General features: G+C 52.2%; 15 protein-coding genes. 8 read left to right on the top strand and 7 right to left on the bottom strand.

The window, feature by feature from the left end:
* Positions 1-31: 31 nt before the first annotated feature.
* The 3 genes from DW47_RS0108995 (at position 32) to DW47_RS0108985 (ending at position 2,067) form a co-directional block, all read left to right on the top strand.
* Positions 32-679 (top strand): transglycosylase SLT domain-containing protein, encoded by a 648-nt coding sequence (locus DW47_RS0108995; protein WP_029686059.1) that lies wholly within the window; start codon positions 32-34, stop codon positions 677-679.
* Positions 680-952: 273 nt separating this feature from the next.
* The gene (locus DW47_RS0108990) at positions 953-1,201 is read left to right on the top strand and encodes a GlsB/YeaQ/YmgE family stress response membrane protein (protein ID WP_029686058.1); all 249 of its coding nucleotides are present in this window, start codon (positions 953-955) and stop codon (positions 1,199-1,201) included.
* A 299-nt stretch (positions 1,202-1,500) separates the two neighbouring features.
* Positions 1,501-2,067 carry a TorD/DmsD family molecular chaperone gene (locus DW47_RS0108985; protein WP_029686057.1) on the top strand — a complete coding sequence of 189 codons (567 nt, stop codon included), beginning with the start codon at positions 1,501-1,503 and terminating at the stop codon, positions 2,065-2,067.
* A gap of 14 nt (positions 2,068-2,081) precedes the next feature.
* Here DW47_RS0108985 and DW47_RS0108980 read toward each other — a convergent pair whose 3' ends face one another.
* Positions 2,082-2,654 (bottom strand): class I SAM-dependent methyltransferase, encoded by a 573-nt coding sequence (locus DW47_RS0108980; RefSeq protein WP_029686056.1) that lies wholly within the window; start codon positions 2,652-2,654, stop codon positions 2,082-2,084.
* Between the two features lie 448 nt (positions 2,655-3,102).
* Between DW47_RS0108980 and DW47_RS0108975 the strand changes: the two genes are divergently transcribed.
* Together DW47_RS0108975 and eco are read left to right on the top strand one after the other, a co-directional pair.
* Complete coding sequence (locus DW47_RS0108975; RefSeq protein ID WP_029686055.1) at positions 3,103-4,050, top strand: aminoimidazole riboside kinase; 948 nt, start codon at positions 3,103-3,105, stop codon at positions 4,048-4,050.
* Between the two features lie 235 nt (positions 4,051-4,285).
* Complete coding sequence (eco, locus tag DW47_RS0108970) at positions 4,286-4,777, top strand: serine protease inhibitor ecotin (protein WP_029686054.1); 492 nt, start codon at positions 4,286-4,288, stop codon at positions 4,775-4,777.
* A gap of 57 nt (positions 4,778-4,834) precedes the next feature.
* Here the strand turns inward: eco and DW47_RS0108965 are convergent, their stop codons facing one another.
* Positions 4,835-5,653: a shikimate 5-dehydrogenase gene (locus DW47_RS0108965; protein ID WP_029686053.1), complete on the bottom strand. Its 819-nt coding sequence runs from the start codon at positions 5,651-5,653 to the stop codon at positions 4,835-4,837.
* 132 nt (positions 5,654-5,785) lie between these two features.
* Between DW47_RS0108965 and DW47_RS0108960 the strand changes: the two genes are divergently transcribed.
* Positions 5,786-7,558 (top strand): SgrR family transcriptional regulator, encoded by a 1,773-nt coding sequence (locus DW47_RS0108960; RefSeq protein WP_029686052.1) that lies wholly within the window; start codon positions 5,786-5,788, stop codon positions 7,556-7,558.
* Here the strand turns inward: DW47_RS0108960 and DW47_RS17570 are convergent, their stop codons facing one another.
* The 5 genes from DW47_RS17570 to DW47_RS0108935 all read right to left on the bottom strand — a co-directional run bounded on the left by DW47_RS17570 (position 7,559) and on the right by DW47_RS0108935 (position 13,492).
* Entirely contained in the window at positions 7,559-7,729 is a 171-nt protein-coding gene (locus DW47_RS17570; RefSeq protein ID WP_173391607.1) for a hypothetical protein, read from the bottom strand.
* Positions 7,730-7,853: 124 nt separating this feature from the next.
* Positions 7,854-8,636 carry an acetolactate decarboxylase gene (gene budA / locus DW47_RS0108950; RefSeq protein WP_029686051.1) on the bottom strand — a complete coding sequence of 261 codons (783 nt, stop codon included), beginning with the start codon at positions 8,634-8,636 and terminating at the stop codon, positions 7,854-7,856.
* A 141-nt stretch (positions 8,637-8,777) separates the two neighbouring features.
* A complete protein-coding gene (gene gss / locus DW47_RS0108945; RefSeq protein WP_029686050.1) occupies positions 8,778-10,655 on the bottom strand; it encodes a bifunctional glutathionylspermidine amidase/synthase in 1,878 nt (625 codons plus the stop codon).
* 213 nt (positions 10,656-10,868) lie between these two features.
* Positions 10,869-12,533 (bottom strand): acetolactate synthase large subunit, encoded by a 1,665-nt coding sequence (locus DW47_RS0108940; RefSeq protein ID WP_029686049.1) that lies wholly within the window; start codon positions 12,531-12,533, stop codon positions 10,869-10,871.
* Positions 12,534-12,559: 26 nt separating this feature from the next.
* Positions 12,560-13,492, bottom strand: coding sequence for an AEC family transporter (locus DW47_RS0108935; protein ID WP_029686048.1), 933 nt, complete (start codon positions 13,490-13,492; stop codon positions 12,560-12,562).
* Between the two features lie 484 nt (positions 13,493-13,976).
* On the opposite strand from DW47_RS0108935, the gene cbpA reads away from it, so the two are divergent.
* Positions 13,977-14,906, top strand: a complete 930-nt coding sequence (gene cbpA / locus DW47_RS0108925; RefSeq protein ID WP_029686047.1) for a curved DNA-binding protein — start codon at positions 13,977-13,979, stop codon at positions 14,904-14,906.
* Positions 14,903-15,205, top strand: a complete 303-nt coding sequence (locus DW47_RS0108920) for a chaperone modulator CbpM (protein ID WP_029686046.1) — start codon at positions 14,903-14,905, stop codon at positions 15,203-15,205. Before cbpA ends, DW47_RS0108920 begins: the two co-directional genes overlap by 4 nt.
* Positions 15,206-15,509 lie beyond the last annotated feature (304 nt).

The raw sequence follows: 15,509 nt of genomic DNA, 5'->3' as shown, positions 1-15,509 counted from the left end.
CGCGAGGCAAAATGATCAGGATAAAAATAACGTGAAAATAAAGTATCTTGTACTTTCCGCCTTATTCTTGGCGGGCTGTGCCAGTCAACCCACACAGCAACAGACGACACAACAGAAGTATACACCTTTAATACAGGCTCCACCCTCAAGGCTACTGACCAGTAATAATGATAGTGATAACTGGTCAATTTTCACCGAAGACGCTGCCAGTCATTATGGTGTTGATGAACGTTTGATCAGTGCCATTATTAGTGTCGAGTCCGGTGGGAATCCTGATGCGGTCAGTCGCTCTGATGCGATTGGTTTAATGCAAATTAAAGCCTCAACCGCAGGTCGTGAAGTCTACCGCGTGCAGGGCAAACGCGGTCAGCCGACTCGGCGCGAATTGCAGGACCCGGCTAAGAATATTCAGATAGGGACCGCCTATATTAAAATTCTGCAAAAAACCATGCTGTCAGGGATCCGTAATCCGGTGACGATGCGTTATGCGACCATCGTCTCTTATTCAAACGGCGCTGGCGCGCTACTGCGTACTTTTTCCCCAGATCGTGAACGAGCGATTGCGATGATCAATGGCATGACGCCACAGCAGTTTTACCGCTATATCGAGCGTCGTCACCCTGCCGCACAGGCCCCACGCTATTTGTGGAAAGTGACCACCGCTTACCAAGACAGTTAATCCCTGGTCTGATGTCGGGGCAACCGGCATCAGAAAATGAGCCTTGTGCTTTTGTTCTGCTCTCAGCGTTCTATACTTAAATTCAGTCGCTGCATTTTTTTCAGTTTTATCCTAAACTTCCAGTGCTTAAGCATGTAGAATCTGGACAGATTCTGCAATTGTACTAAGCTTTCATATAGATACACGCTTAGTACTGACTGAGAGTTATCCCGGCTGAACTTCCCTATGGGGCGGCCTGAATGAAATCAGAGTTAACAAATGTAAGGAGTCATTATGGGTATTATTTCATGGATTATCTTTGGTCTGATTGCCGGTATTATCGCTAAATGGATCATGCCAGGTAAAGACGGTGGTGGTTTTATCGTGACCGTTATCCTCGGTATTATTGGTGCGGTAGTGGGTGGCTGGATCAGTACTCTGTTCGGTTTCGGTCATGTAGATGGCTTCAACTTCGGCAGCTTCGTGGTAGCGGTCATCGGTGCCCTGGTGGTACTGTTTATCTACAGAAAAGTCAGCAGCTAATTTGCCTGAACGGTTTTGATGCAGGCTAAGGCCTGTCGTCACTCAAACGCCCGATGTCCCCATCGGGCGTTTTGTTTTAGGCTCTTCCACCATTTCCTGCATAGATTTCATTTATCCATTACTCGATGTGTTCTGTTAGCAATATGGCTTCCAAAACGAGACTGCGCATGCCAGTAAGGCATAACCGTTGACAGAACCCTCTGACGGACATCTAATACACCGCCATAACGGAGTGGGTGAGGCGCTGAGTTCTCGGTGATCTATTACCCGCACGATCCCTCATAAATTAAGGACACTTCATGAATGAATTCTCTGTGATCTGCCGTATTCTCGGCTCGTTATACAATCGTGCGCCGCAGGACCCCGTGTTACAGCCACTTTTCACCTTGATTAAAGAAGGTAAACTGCAGGCGCAATGGCCGCTGGAGCAGGATGAACTGCTGAAGGTGTTACAGACGAACTGTGATGTGGCGCAGCTGGAACAGGACTATCAGGCACTGTTCGGCGGCGAGCAACCGGCGGTTTCTCCTTATGGCGAAGACTGGGAAAACGGGCCACAGCCGCAGCAAGTGCGTGCGTTTTTACAGCAGCGCGGGATGCCACTGACCGATGCGCGCTATGACAGCATCGGCATGTTGCTGTTGGCGACCTCCTGGTTAGAAGACCAGTCGCAGCAAGATGAGGTATTGGCGCAGTATACCCTGTTTGATCAGTACCTGCTGCCATGGTGCGGCGCCTTCTTGGGGAAAACCGAAGCGCATGCCCGTACGCCGTTCTACCGAACGTTGGCGGCGGTCACCCGCGGGGCTATCCAGGCCATGTATGAAGAATTGGCAGAACAGCAAGAGTCTGATCCACAGCCGTAATAGGATGGTAGTGATTATTTGTTGTGCGCGGCCCAGTGTTCAGTGCAGCGGTACACCCAGGCGGGGGGCACGTTTTTGAGCACCCTTTGCCTTTCCCAAGTGAAATAGCGGGACAACTCTGATTGAGTTAGCGACGTGTACTGAAACTGCACAAATACGCCGCCGGGTGTCAGCGAGCGATGCACGGCAGATAATATCGCATGGCGAACCGGTACCGGCAGGGATAATAGTGGTAGCCCGGAGAAAATCGCATCGTATTTATCATCAAGACACTCCGCAGAAGTGGCATGTACCACCACTCGGGGGTCGTTAATCATCCGTAGTTTAGAGACCAGCGGCGGACTGATTTCGAAGACATCCATTGTGGTGGCGGCTGACATATGATTGAGTAGTACTCGTGTCAGCACGCCGTCTCCGGCGCCCAATTCTGCAATATGTTTTACCTGAGACCAGTCAACACAACTTGCCATCGATTCGCACAGTGCCATGGATGATGGCGTGATGCTGCCTACTTTACGCGGGTTGCGGATAAACTGTTGTACAAACCCAGCCTTCGAACGAACCATACTGATGGCTGATGCCAGCATGCAGACCTCCGTAATTAATATTGTTACCTTAACTATGTACCCGAATTGCCGATAAAGTGCTGCTCGGCGTAAAGAAATCTGACATTATCAGAATAGTCTGCAGCGGCAATGCTGGCTGAAATATTTCAGTGACTCGCGACCGCAGACACAAAATAACGGTTGCCTCCGTCGTCGCAGTAGGTTCTCAATCAGACTATTACTAGGTTGAAGGTGAAAGCGTCTGATTGTCTGAAAAGTCTGGGTGGTCATTGCTACTGCGGTGACAGCCTGGCAATAAACCGTAAATAAATCTTTAGGTTAAGCCCAGAATATTTTATCTTTCATCCTTTGCGTGACAGGTTTACTCTCTGTGACCGGCACTTGAGTGATAAACACACTGCCACCATCTTTAAGTGAATACGGCTGCGCTGAACCCATGGCGGCAGTAAAACAGTAATGAGGGATAACAATGAAAATCTGGACACTGGGCGATGCTGTCGTCGATCTGCTTCCTGCCGGAGATATGCAGTATCAAGCCTGCGCAGGCGGGGCTCCCCTCAATGTGGCTGCGGGGGCTGCACGTCTGGTCAGTGACACCGGCTTTATTGGTCGTATTGGTGATGATCCCTTTGGCCGTTTTCTAAAGCGAACCCTGGAAGAGCAGGGCGTCGGTACAGAGCATATGTTGACCGATGAGACTCACCGTACCAGTACGGTGGTGGTCGATTTAGCCACCAGCGGCGAGCGGAGTTTCTCGTTTCTGGTCAACCCATCAGCGGATCAGTTTCTGACCTGCGACGATTTACCGGCTTTTGGCACCGATATTTTGCACTATTGCTCGCTGGCACTGGTGGCGGAAAGCTGCCGTAAGGCGGTGTTTACCGCGAGTGAACAGATCAAACAGCAGGGTGGAAAAGTCAGTTTTGACCTGAATTTGCGTGAGCAGATGTGGTCCGATAAACAGCAGATGCGTGACATTATCGAACAGCAGTGTCAGCGCGCAGATATTCTTAAATTGTCTGATGAAGAGCTTTTCTGGCTGGCTGACACCGACGATCAGCAGTGGGATCAGGCCCTGAAGGCACTGGAACGGTTCCCAGCAGAGCTGAAAGTGATCACCCGAGGCAAAGAGGGGGGCCTAGTCTTCTGTCACGGTAACGCCTTTACCTTTGCTGGTTATCAGGTCAAGAGTATTGATACTACCGGTGCGGGTGATGCCTTTATGGCCGGACTGCTCGCATGGGTCGCTCGCCACGGCTCCCCGCAACAGGATTCCTTGAGTACCTTGCTCTCCCAAGCCGGTGCCTGTGGGGCGTTAGCGACCACGCGGAAAGGTGCATTGCCAGCCTTGCCAACCCCAGCACAGTTAAGTGACTTTATCGACGCTGCAGGGCTACTGACCCTTCATCAGGCCTGATCCTCATTAGCTTGTCCTGAATCAATCCACTGATAGGTGCTAATGGCTATACTCGTTGCCCCTGCATGTATTGCTGCAGGGTAGGGCGCAGCAAGGCTTGCAGAGTTCAGTTTGGGCAAACCCGCCAGCGATGACACTGGTGTGGGTTACCTTGAATAGTACTCATGTGGTGGCCGCTGTGCCGGGATTGACAGGAGGCTATCCTGATTGTGTGACTCGAGCCCCCGGAGGGACAATGCGTAAACTTACCACTTCACTGTTATTGCTGTTACCGGTACTAGGTATCAGCGCCGCCGCGCAGGCCGCGGATCCAGCGTCTGATCTGATGAAGCCTTATCCGCCGGCTACCAATGAGATGCAGCGTAATGTCATGACATTACCGGCGCTCAGTGATGAAGATAATTATCGGGTGGAACTGATCATCGGTAAGATGATGGCAACGGACTGCAATCCAACGCGGCTACTGGGTGAACTTCGTGAAGAAACGGCCAAAGGCTGGGGTTATCCTTACTATAATGTGACCCTGGCGCCACAGACGGTTTCTACCCGCATGGCCTGTCCGGAAGGCAGCAAACAGACGCGGTTGGTGACCCTACCTGCGGCATCCGAAAAGCTGCTGCGCTATAACAGCAAATTACCGCTGGTGGTGTACGCACCGGCAGACGTTAAAGTCAGCTATCGGGTCTGGCAGGCCTCCGATCAGGTGGTTGCCGCCCATCAGCAGTAGTACTGTGACTCCAGGGGCAGCGCTACGTTGCCCCTGTTACTGATTGCGGTGATGCTATTACTGGCGCGAAAAGGCCGCAGCGTCGCGAAACAACGCTTCATCGGGGCGCTTGCCGGTATAGAGCGCAAACTGCTCCACCGCCTGAATGGCAAACACTTCGGCACCGGTGATCACCGTTTTACCCAGTTCCCGAGCACTGTTAATCAAAGGCGTAGTTTCTGGAAGCGCCACCACATCAAATACCACGTCGGCACGCTTAATGTCTTCTAGGCTGAAAGCCAGACTGGAGGCTTCAGCACCGCCAGCCATGCCGATGGGTGTGGCATTAATCAGCAGCCTGGCCACTGATCCTTCAAATTCACTTCCAGATTCGAATCCATACAACTGTGCTAATCGCTCGGCATTTTCTGGCTTACGATCAATGATTTTACCGTGCCGGAAACCGGCATCTTTAAGGGCACAGGCCACAGCTTTTGCCATCCCACCGCTGCCCCGCAAGATGAAAGAAAGCTGGTTATCCACCTGATACTGACGCAGCAACGTGGCGATTGCGATGTAATCAGTATTGTAGGCTTTGAGATGACCTTCACTATTTACCACCGTATTCACGGAATTGATGGCGGCGGCTGAGGCGTCCAACTCATCTACCAGTGCAATCACTTGCTCTTTGAATGGCATTGAAATCGCACAGCCTCGCACCCCAAGGGCACGGACACCAGCGATGGCACCGGCTAAATCACTGGTAGTGAAGGCTTTATACAAATAATCCAAATCCATGGCGTCATAAAGGTAGTTATGAAACCGCGTGCCAAAGTTACTTGGCCGTGCAGCCAGTGACATACACAGGGTAGTATCCTTATTCAAATGACGGGTCATTGTGACTTCCCTCTGGCAATGATCAATGATGTAAGGCAGTTCTTTGCGGCTCCTGCTTGTCCTGTCACTAATAATGAACTAAAAAGAGGAGGTTAAAAACGGCTGTCTTTGGCTCAAAGGAGTTCCCCTTTTATGTCGGAATCACGTCTGGAGTTGCAGTATCGGCGATTGTTGAACCTGTATCCCCAACGGCAGGTCACTCTGACACTCGAAGACATCGCAATCAAGCTGTGCTGCAGTAAGCGCCATATCCGTACCGTCTTACAGCGAATGCAGCAGGCGGGTTGGCTGGAATGGCAACCGGGTCGTGGCCGCGGCCATCATTCTCGTTTGTTGCTGCACTTCAGCGAGCAGCAGTTGCTGTTACAGCAAGCGCAACAGTTGCTGGAAAAAGGACAGCATGGCAAGGCCATCAGTTTAGCCGGCGATCAGCAAAATTTACTCATCAAGCTGTTAGGTCAACGGCTGGGGTACCGGGTAACCGATGATTACTCCTCACTTCGGGTACCCTATTATCGTCCGATGCCCGTGCTTTATCCGTGTCTGCCGCTCAGGCGTTCAGAAACCCACTTGCTGCGGCAAATCTTTAGCGGTCTGACACGGGTGGATCCGACGACTGCACAGCCGGAAGCTGATCTGGCTCATCACTGGACTGCGCTCAATGAGCGGCACTGGCGTTTCTATTTACGCCCTGGAGTGCGCTTCCATGATGGCAGTGAACTGGTCAGTGAAGATGTGGTGGCCTCGTTGCGTCGCGCTGCTGAACAGCCACTGTTTACCCATCTGCACTCGGTGATCGCCAGCGGTCGGCTCAGCGTGGATGTTCACCTCAGTCAGCCTGACCCGCAGCTGCCATTACTGTTGACCCATGTGGCGGCATTGATCCTGCCGGGTGATCATCTTTCCCGTAAACAGTTTAGTTCACATCCGATTGGCACGGGACCTTATCAGGTCATCGACAACAGCCCACTGCAGTTACGGTTGCAGGCATTTAATGACTACTTTGGCTTGCGTGGCTTATTGGATGAGGTAGACATCATCGTCTGTCCACCGCTGGCAGAAACTGACAGCCATCCTCCGCAGCAAATGGTATCGCCAGACCAAGATAGACTCCCTGCAGCGTGGCTCAGTTCCAGTGTCAGCGATATGGATCACAGTGATGCTGCCGGACTGCCAGTGTTGAGCCCGAAGCAGGATGAAGAGATGTTTCCAGAAAAAGGCGGCTATTTTCTGTTGTGCGATCAACGCAGCCCTAGCTGGCAGAGTGCCAGTGCACGTTGTTGGTTACGCGAAGTGCTCAGCCCGCAGGCCATCCTACACCGGTTGCCCCCGCAGGTGCAGCCGTTATGGATCCCAGCAAACAGCCTGCTCCCCGACTGGCACCATTGCATGTGTCACCCACTAGGGAATAGGCCAGCGGGATTGTCAGCGCCACAGGCCTGTTTACGGCTGGTGGTACACCGCCAACATCCGGAATTCAAGATGTTAACAGACATCATGCAGGCACTGTTGCAGCAGCAGGGTATCCAGTTGCAATGTATTGAAGCAGATTACACACAATGGTGGACAGGAGAAGGTGAAGCTGACCTCTGGTTGGGTACTGTCAATTTCCCGATCCCTGAGGAGTGGAACGTGGGTGCCTGGTTAACCGGCATGCCTTTACTACGCACGTCAATCAGTGGTGGTGATCAGCAGCAACTTGACGACTGGCAGTGGGGTTGGCGGCAAGGGACTCTTAGCGGCAAATCGCTAACGGCTGAGGTGCTGGCCGAGGGCTGGCTGCAACCATTGTTTCATCATTGGATGCGGCTGAAGAGCCCAGGCCAAGCTCAGGGGATCAAACTGAACAATCTTGGCTGGTTTGATTTCAGCCAAACTTGGATGCCCCCAGGCACTGCACGCTGATTACATCGCGTTGCTGCGCATGACCTCGCCACACAACAACTGTGTGTTGGGGCGCTGTTTTTGGTCCTGAATCAGGGCTGACTGGCACTGGTCTTCGGTGGGATAAAGCGCCTGGGTCACCGGCAACACTTTAGAGTGGGTGATCATTAATGCAACAAATCCGGCAATCATCACTACCTCCGGTCATGTAAGCTTAAGATAACTTCATTATAGCACATCAGGGTTATCTTGCCCGCTGAGGGCGAGTCGTAGTCAACGTTCGTACAGTAACTGATGATCCGGAATAAGGCCAAAGTTACCCTTCAACCGAGTGGATCGCCTCATTGAGATCTTCGGGATCTAAGTCTGCTTGGCGGAAATCTTGATCATCGGGAAAATCGATAATCAGCCTCTCTACGCTGCCAAAGGTGAGACGACCTTCACTGACTTGGTAATCCAAAACATGGCCACCGCTGCTGCGCTGCTGGTTAATAAAATGCTCATGGTAACCCGCAACATTGATGCCCTGCATATAGGCCGGGGTGAGGAAGCCAATCACGACTCCCTGCTGGCGATGGAGATGGAAGATCGGTTGCTGTTCGGTGGCCTTTATCATCGGCTTATACGGGCGCTGTTGCTCGGTAACGGTACGGGTATCCACCCTCTCAAATACACCGTCAATACGCAGAGCGCAGAACATATTTTCGCTGTTTAGGGTCTGATCAATAATCTCATGGATCTGTTGGCGACTGTGTGGCTTCGTAAAATGATATTCGTGGGTGGGGTTAAAATAGGTCATTACCGCAAAGGGGGTTTGCTGCTCCGGTTTGGCGGGGCGAGCCGTACCGTCACCGCGTAACTGAAACACGTCACTGTTAAAGGCGATCATTTCACCATCAAGGCGGTTGAATGTCCCCAAGCCAAAATCGCCGTGTTGCAGCAGTTCGCCGATAGTGGTCTTCCCTTCATAGACACCGCTGAGTAGGGCACTCATCAGCGAAGTCTGCCAGATAATGCGCTCACCGCGATCCTTCTCCAATTTCAACGCGGCCCGAGTGATGTCGCTGATGCAGCGACATCCGCAATCTGTTTTTTCCATCATGGTATCCTGATCTCAATCACGCACTTATTGTAAGGTTAAGTGTGGCATAATTTTGGGTTCTCGGCCAATGGGGGTTCAGGCTGGATGGGTAACACCTACTCTGAACCCGCTCTACTGCCGAGTTTGTCGGCAGACTGTTTATTTTAGGAACTCATTGTCTTTGAGGATCCGCAGTGGCTCTATATTGCTCTCTTTCTTAATCACCAGTGTCGGGTCTGAACGCAAACAGGCTCCCCCATAGTGACCGCCTACCGTAAAGGTGCAGACCTGAATATAGCGATCGGCCACTTTCGGTAAACACCAGAGTTGCTGATAGATATTGGTCTGCCCACTGAAGCGGCCACCGGTTAACCCTAATGACTCTTCTTGGTGGCTGACCAGCCCGATATTGTTGCCACAACGTCCACCGATAGGTTTGACCGCATAGCCGGTTTGTTTCAGGTCATCATTCACTTTGAAGTCGGTATCCAACAGGTACGGATGATGAGGAAATAGTGACCACAGCACCGGTAGAATAGCCTTGTTCCCAGGGATCACCGTCCAAAGTGGTTCAAACACCATCACTTCTGGGCGTAGCAGGACATCGATTAGACGCACTTCATCGCCATCGCCAGTACGTACTGGCAAGGCCACCGGAGTTTCGCCTTCACACTCTTGACGTAGTTGCTCAAGAACCGTTTCCCACGCCCAAGTTTTCCATACACAGGCCACTTCGCGCTGATCGCCGTCCAGTAACTGACCGGTCGCCCCCCAGTGCAACTCTCTGAGGCCATGTAAAATTTTGCTGTCAAAACCGGCTTCACGCAGGGCCTGTTGCATTAACAACGCATGGTAATTTTCCTCAATATCGTCATCCTGCAGTATGTGGACAAACGGCAGGGCGTCGCAGTGTTTCCACGCATCTGATAGTAAGCTGACCAAACGGTGACAAGGATCTTTACCTTGTTCAACACCGGCGGCCGTGGCCCATTTGTCGAGGATCACCCCAGCTTCGGTATGGCAAGACGCTGAGTCGGCATTGTATTCGTAGACCTTCAAACCGCGCTCATCGAGGCAGAAATCCAAGCGACCGGTCACCATATGATGACGTCGTTTCTGCCAAGAGAGTCGTAGCCGGGGCCAGAGAATTTCCGGAATATCAAACAGCCGTAACAGCGCATCATCCCGTAGGACTTTCTCGGTGGCGTGCAAATACATCAGATGCAGCTCATTGGTGGCACTGATCAGCGCCTGTTCGGCACTGCGAGACAGGGTAAAATACTGTGTTGGGTCATCATTGAGCACACAGCCCTGGTTAGCCTGAATGTAGGCATGTTCGGTGGGTTGCTGGTCATCCAGCCACTGTCCATTTAATGTTTGAGGGGCGCTCACCCGTTGGCTATGGATGGCCAATAAATGCGGCTCTGTTTGTGGCAATGGCAGTGCACCTTGGCTGTCACTTGTCTGAACCATCCAGCCGAGAATTTCGGTATCGTTAAAGGTATCCTGCAGATGGTAGCCATCATCGCGTTGATGCAGGGCCAGTTCACGGGTCCATTGCTGTCCAGCGGGCAAAGGATGGTGGATCACATTTTGCTCAACAATCTGCACCCGATCGGCCAACACCCGCGTGATGATGGCCACATGTCCGGTGTGTTCAAACTCTCCCCCTTGCTGCCAAATCAGCAATGCCCCGGCGATCGGAGGACGGCTGCCGCCATTGGCATAGGCCTGTAACGGCAGGATGTCATCATTGACGACTTGGCGCATAAACCGCAGATCAAAGATTTCATAGGCCATGCGTACATCGGTGAACACGACCCCGTAATTGAGGTAAAGGAAGCGGCGGGCAAATTCAACGCACTGCCATTTATACCCCATATACTCATTGCCGAGATAACTGCGTAACGAGGCATCATCGGGAAATTCTTCACTGTCGAGGGAGTCATAATCAGAGGAGTAGATGGCAACACCACCAGGGGCGTAACCCAGTACTGTACCGAAAGGAGCCTGTTGTTCGGTCTGTTCCACAGTCATTATCGAGCCTTTCATTGATGCAGGCAGCCATCGGCTGCCGGTTCTTCCCTGAACAAGGTGTCATAGGCCGTGCTGTATCAGGGAGCCTTCCCGGAGCAGGGTGCTGCCAGACGACAGCAGACGGGGCGGGTTACAGTAAGCATAGCAGCTATTGGGTGATCGGCGAGGGGAGCATAAGTGACACTGTCACTTATATTACCCCTCACCACTGTTTTAGAGTGATATCGTCAGTTCACCCAGTTTGTCGACCAGCGCCATATTTTCTCGGTAGTCCACCGGACAGGCGATAATCGTGACGCCTGGGTCAGCCAGCGCCTGTTGCAGTACCGGCAATAACTGCTCCGCGGCGGTAATTTCCTGACCGCGGGCACCGAAGCTTTCGGCATACTTCACAAAGTCGGGATTGTTGAAATCGACGGAGTCATGGTCACCTTCCTCGATATCCATTTTCCATTTGATTAGGCCGTAGCTGCCATCGACCCATACCAACACCACCAGCGGGATCTGCTCGCGGACAGCAGTTTCAATCTCTTGGGAATTCATCATAAAACTACCGTCCCCCATGCTGGCCAGGACTTTACGTCCCGGACAGGCGAGATGGGCCGCGATGGCACCCGGCAGAGAGAAGGCCATGGTGGATAGGCCATTAGAAGTCAGACAGGTTAATGGACGGTAGGTGGGATAGAGCCGCGACACCCACATTTTAATTGCCCCCGTATCAGCCAACACAATATCCTCATCATCCAACGCGGCGCGCATATCTGCGACCACCCGCTGCGGCTTTAATGGGAAACTGTTATCTTGACGTCCGTTCTCTAGCTCTTGTTCCCGCAGGCGACGGATCTCTGCGGTAGCCGGGCCATCTTGTAACGGCTGGTCACCCAATTCCGCGCTTAGGGCATGCAGGCTCTGGGTCAGGCAGGCAGCTATCGCCACGCTGGCAGGATAGTGACGGTCCGTATCCGGTAAGAAACTGTTGATATGGATGATTTTTTTATTGATCTCCGGGTTCATACGTTCCGGGGCAAACTCTTGTAACTCGTAGCCTACCGCCAAGATCACATCCGCTTGGTCAAAAGCAAAATTCTCATAATCATGGCGCATAAACCCCATTACACCGAGGGCATGAGGGCTGCGATCACTGACCACGCCTTTGCCCATAAAGGTGGTGGCCGTTGGCAGACGATACTGTTCGACAAATTGATTCAGAGCTTCTGATGCCCCGTTACGAGCGACCCCGTGTCCCGCCAAAATGACCGGGAAGCGGGCATTACGCAACAATTTGGCTGCCTCGCGGATACTATTGGCAGGGGGCGCGGGTAAGCGTGGACGCAGCGGCTGGATCGGCTGCAATGCCGCAGGTACCGGCATCGCTTCCACATCCTGAGGGATCGCCAGATAGGCCGCCCCCGGCCGTTCCTGTTGAGCAACCTGAAAAGCCTTACGCAACATTTCAGCACTAGCCTGCGGGGTGTAAAGGGTTTCGGCCCATTTTGTCACCGGACGAAACATCGCTGTCAGGTCAACAATCTGGTGAGACTCTTTATAAATACGGTTCAGGCCAACCTGGGCGGAGATCGCTACCAGTGGGCTGGAGTCAGTCTGCGCATCGGCGGTACCCAGTAATAGATTAATAGCCCCTGGGCCAAGGGTGGCCGTACAGACGCCAGCATTGCCGGTCAATCGTCCGTAAATATCAGCCATAAACGAGGCCGCCTGTTCATGCCTCACTAAGATAAAACGAATATCGGGCGATGCGCTGATAGCACGCACGAATTTAATGTTCTCCTCGCCGGGGATGCCAAACACATATTTGACTCCTTCGGCCTCCAGACAAGATACCAAAAATTCGGCGACGTTTTGCGTTTCAATGGTCATACAATCTCTCCGCGACATTGTGGTCATCAGTGACCGGCAAGGTAATAGAGCATTCCGCCCATAGTCAAAATGGAAAAGAGGGTGCTAAAAAACAGGATCGAGGCCATCTCCTGACCCGCGGTTTTATACTGCACCGCCAGGATCACGCAGACTGAAGCACTGGGGATCGCCATGCTGATCACCGATAGACTCAAGGTCTGTCCGTCGGTATGTAATGCCCGAGCCAGGATCAGGATCAGCAGCGGCAGGATGATATTCTTTGCCAGTACTGACAGGATAACGGTGCGGTCAAACACCACATGATAGGAAAAGAGGATCACCCCTGATGCGAACAACGCAACGCCGCCAGTGGTACCGCCTAACAACTGAAGGGCACTGCGCAATGCCGCTGGGATATGCAGGTTCAGTAACAGCAACAGCAATGCCAGTAACGGTGCCCAAACCACCGGCTCTTTCAGGGTATGCAAGATATTCTGGCTAAAACTAGTGTTAGCTTTATCGCGGTTACCGGCGGACAGGATCAGAATAGTGAGCGGAACCTGAAACAGGTTCATGATAATGCTACATAACGCAATGGGAAGGGTACTGACAGTACCATATAAATGGCCGAGTACCGGCACGCCAACAAAGGGGACTGCTGGACCGGAGATAGCCAGTGCCAATAAAGCTGCCATCCCTGCTGGCTGGTGGCACAGATAGCGTACTAGTAAGTAAACAATCAAATATCCCCCCACCATGCCAGCCAGTAAAATAACTGCGATGATCCCCTGAGATAACAGCACCGAACGGGAAAGTCCCATCATTCCGGCAAACAGAGTCAGTGGTAGCGCATAGAGCATCACCATTCGGTTAAGCACGGCCCCTTGACTGGCATCAAAGTCGTGGTGCCAGCCAGCAATAAAGCCCAGCAGCAAGGTGATCACAATCGGTAACAGGGCAGGAATAATCAGGTCAAGCATACAGGCTCCGCGACAGATTATTGAAACAGCCGGTACCCGTTGATTGGCACCGAAAACTACAAATAAAGTAAATCTGATTAACAATAATGTATATAGGGTTATTTGGGGGCTGTCTTGTATTTCCCGCAGAAATGTCATTGGGTAAACAAATGTTTCTCTAGGTAGTGGCGAAGGGGATTTTTTTATCTGATTATTATCATGGGGTTATTTTGATATGCCACGGGCGTTTAAGATGAAGAAAACCCTGAAAATGACGGGGGAAGCTGAAGAGTTAGGCGGTAAATTAAATGATGTAACCTTAAATGTCCTTAGTAAAAGAATGGCTTATGCAGGCAGGTAATATTAATGTTATTGATGATGCTAGTAGTGCGCCAGCAAGGCATTTGATGATAAATGCATTAATCATAGCCCCTGACTTCGCACAGCGGGCTATAGTGTAACAGCAGCAGACAGCTAATCCCTGAACCTGACAGGAACGCTTACTATGGAACTGAAGGACTACTACGCCATTCTCGGGGTGGAACGCTCCGATGATCTTAAAGCCATTAAAACCGCCTATCGGCGGCTGGCACGTAAATATCACCCTGATGTCAGCAGTGAACCGGAAGCCGAAGCCAGATTTAAAGAAATCGCCGAAGCCTATGAAGTGCTGAAAGATCCACAGCGCCGTGAGGAGTATGACCACCTCTGGCAGCACCGCAATGACCCTCGCTATGGCACCAGTGCTGGACGCGACAGCGGCTATCACTCTGCGGACTCCGCTGAAGATTTTGCCGACTATGCCGATTTTTTCAGTTCGGTCTTCGGCCAGCGAGCCCGCCAGCAGACTCCGCGCCGCGGCCATGACATCGAAACGGAAGTAGCTGTTTTTCTTGAAGAAGCACAAAGAGGTGAAACACGGACGCTCTCTTTCACCCTCCCGCAGCGCAATGCTTTCGGCAGCGTTATCGGTGAAACCCGTAAAACCCTGAAAGTGACCATTCCTGCCGGGGTAGCCGAGGGCGAGAAAATCCGTCTCAAAGGCCAAGGTGAGCCAGGCAGCGACGGCGCACCTGCAGGAGACCTTTATCTGGTGATACGCATTGCTCCGCACCCATTATTTGATGTGACAGGGAATGATCTGGAAATCATCCTACCCCTTGCCCCGTGGGAAGCCGCGCTGGGGGCGAAAGTATCGTTACCCACTCTTGATGGGTCGATTTTACTGAGCGTGCCTGCGGGTTGTCAGGCGGGACAACGGTTACGGGTCAAAGGCAAGGGGTTGAAAAGCAAGAAAGGGCAAGGCGATCTCTATGCTGTCATCAAGATCGTGATGCCACCTAAGCCCGATACACAGAGTGAAGCGCTGTGGCAACAACTGGCCCAAGCACACTCCGGATTCGATGCCCGAAACCAATGGGGGGAATCATCATGAGCCATACCACCCTTCATCTCACCGTCACAGAATTTTGTTTCCACACCGGGCTGACCGCGCCGGAACTGAACGAAATTGTTGGGCTAGGCATGATTGAGCCGGTTAACGGGGTCCAGCAGGATTGGTATTTCGATGACAGTGCTATCCGCGTCTGCCGACGAGCCAGGCGCCTGCACCAAGAGTTAGAAATTGAGTGGGCGGGGATCGCCGTGGCGATGTCGTTATTGGAACAGATCGATCGACTGAATAGTGAAAACCGTCAACTTAGTCAGCGTTTGGCCCGTTTTACCTCTGAATGAGCGGATGGTGATCATAAACGATTAACGTAAACTCATGTGTTGCCATGAAATAGACTGGGGCACAATATTGGTGCATTGCACCAATATTGTGCCCTAAATGAGTGATGGCCATCCTGCCTCCGCAACGCTAGACCGTGTTGACTGCTGCTCATGGACCGGATGAAGTCCCATCGCTGCCATCCTTTCCCTTCCCTGCTAAGCTGGCATAAGTTTTGCTTTTGACCTCCCACGGAAGCAGGACAGCCCCTTATAACTATAGATACCTGCCCGTACGAGTGCTGCCGACAGGGCAGTACGGAAATAC

The sequence above is a fragment of the Tatumella saanichensis genome (assembly GCF_000439375.1).
Lineage (GTDB): Bacteria > Pseudomonadota > Gammaproteobacteria > Enterobacterales > Enterobacteriaceae > Tatumella > Tatumella saanichensis.
This window is presented reverse-complemented; position numbering and strand designations above follow the sequence as displayed.

Excerpts from the sequence above, each read along its gene's own strand:
- DW47_RS0108990 (WP_029686058.1), top strand. The coding sequence starts at position 953 with ATGGGTATTATTTCATGGATTATCTTTGGTCTGATTGCCGGTATTATC.
- DW47_RS0108985 (WP_029686057.1), top strand. The coding sequence starts at position 1,501 with ATGAATGAATTCTCTGTGATCTGCCGTATTCTCGGCTCGTTATACAAT.
- DW47_RS0108980 (WP_029686056.1), bottom strand. The coding sequence starts at position 2,654 with ATGCTGGCATCAGCCATCAGTATGGTTCGTTCGAAGGCTGGGTTTGTA.
- DW47_RS0108975 (WP_029686055.1), top strand. The coding sequence starts at position 3,103 with ATGAAAATCTGGACACTGGGCGATGCTGTCGTCGATCTGCTTCCTGCC.
- eco (WP_029686054.1), top strand. The coding sequence starts at position 4,286 with ATGCGTAAACTTACCACTTCACTGTTATTGCTGTTACCGGTACTAGGT.
- DW47_RS0108965 (WP_029686053.1), bottom strand. The coding sequence starts at position 5,653 with ATGACCCGTCATTTGAATAAGGATACTACCCTGTGTATGTCACTGGCT.
- DW47_RS0108960 (WP_029686052.1), top strand. The coding sequence starts at position 5,786 with ATGTCGGAATCACGTCTGGAGTTGCAGTATCGGCGATTGTTGAACCTG.
- DW47_RS17570 (WP_173391607.1), bottom strand. The coding sequence starts at position 7,729 with ATGATTGCCGGATTTGTTGCATTAATGATCACCCACTCTAAAGTGTTG.
- budA (WP_029686051.1), bottom strand. The coding sequence starts at position 8,636 with ATGGAAAAAACAGATTGCGGATGTCGCTGCATCAGCGACATCACTCGG.
- gss (WP_029686050.1), bottom strand. The coding sequence starts at position 10,655 with ATGACTGTGGAACAGACCGAACAACAGGCTCCTTTCGGTACAGTACTG.
- DW47_RS0108940 (WP_029686049.1), bottom strand. The coding sequence starts at position 12,533 with ATGACCATTGAAACGCAAAACGTCGCCGAATTTTTGGTATCTTGTCTG.
- DW47_RS0108935 (WP_029686048.1), bottom strand. The coding sequence starts at position 13,492 with ATGCTTGACCTGATTATTCCTGCCCTGTTACCGATTGTGATCACCTTG.
- cbpA (WP_029686047.1), top strand. The coding sequence starts at position 13,977 with ATGGAACTGAAGGACTACTACGCCATTCTCGGGGTGGAACGCTCCGAT.
- DW47_RS0108920 (WP_029686046.1), top strand. The coding sequence starts at position 14,903 with ATGAGCCATACCACCCTTCATCTCACCGTCACAGAATTTTGTTTCCAC.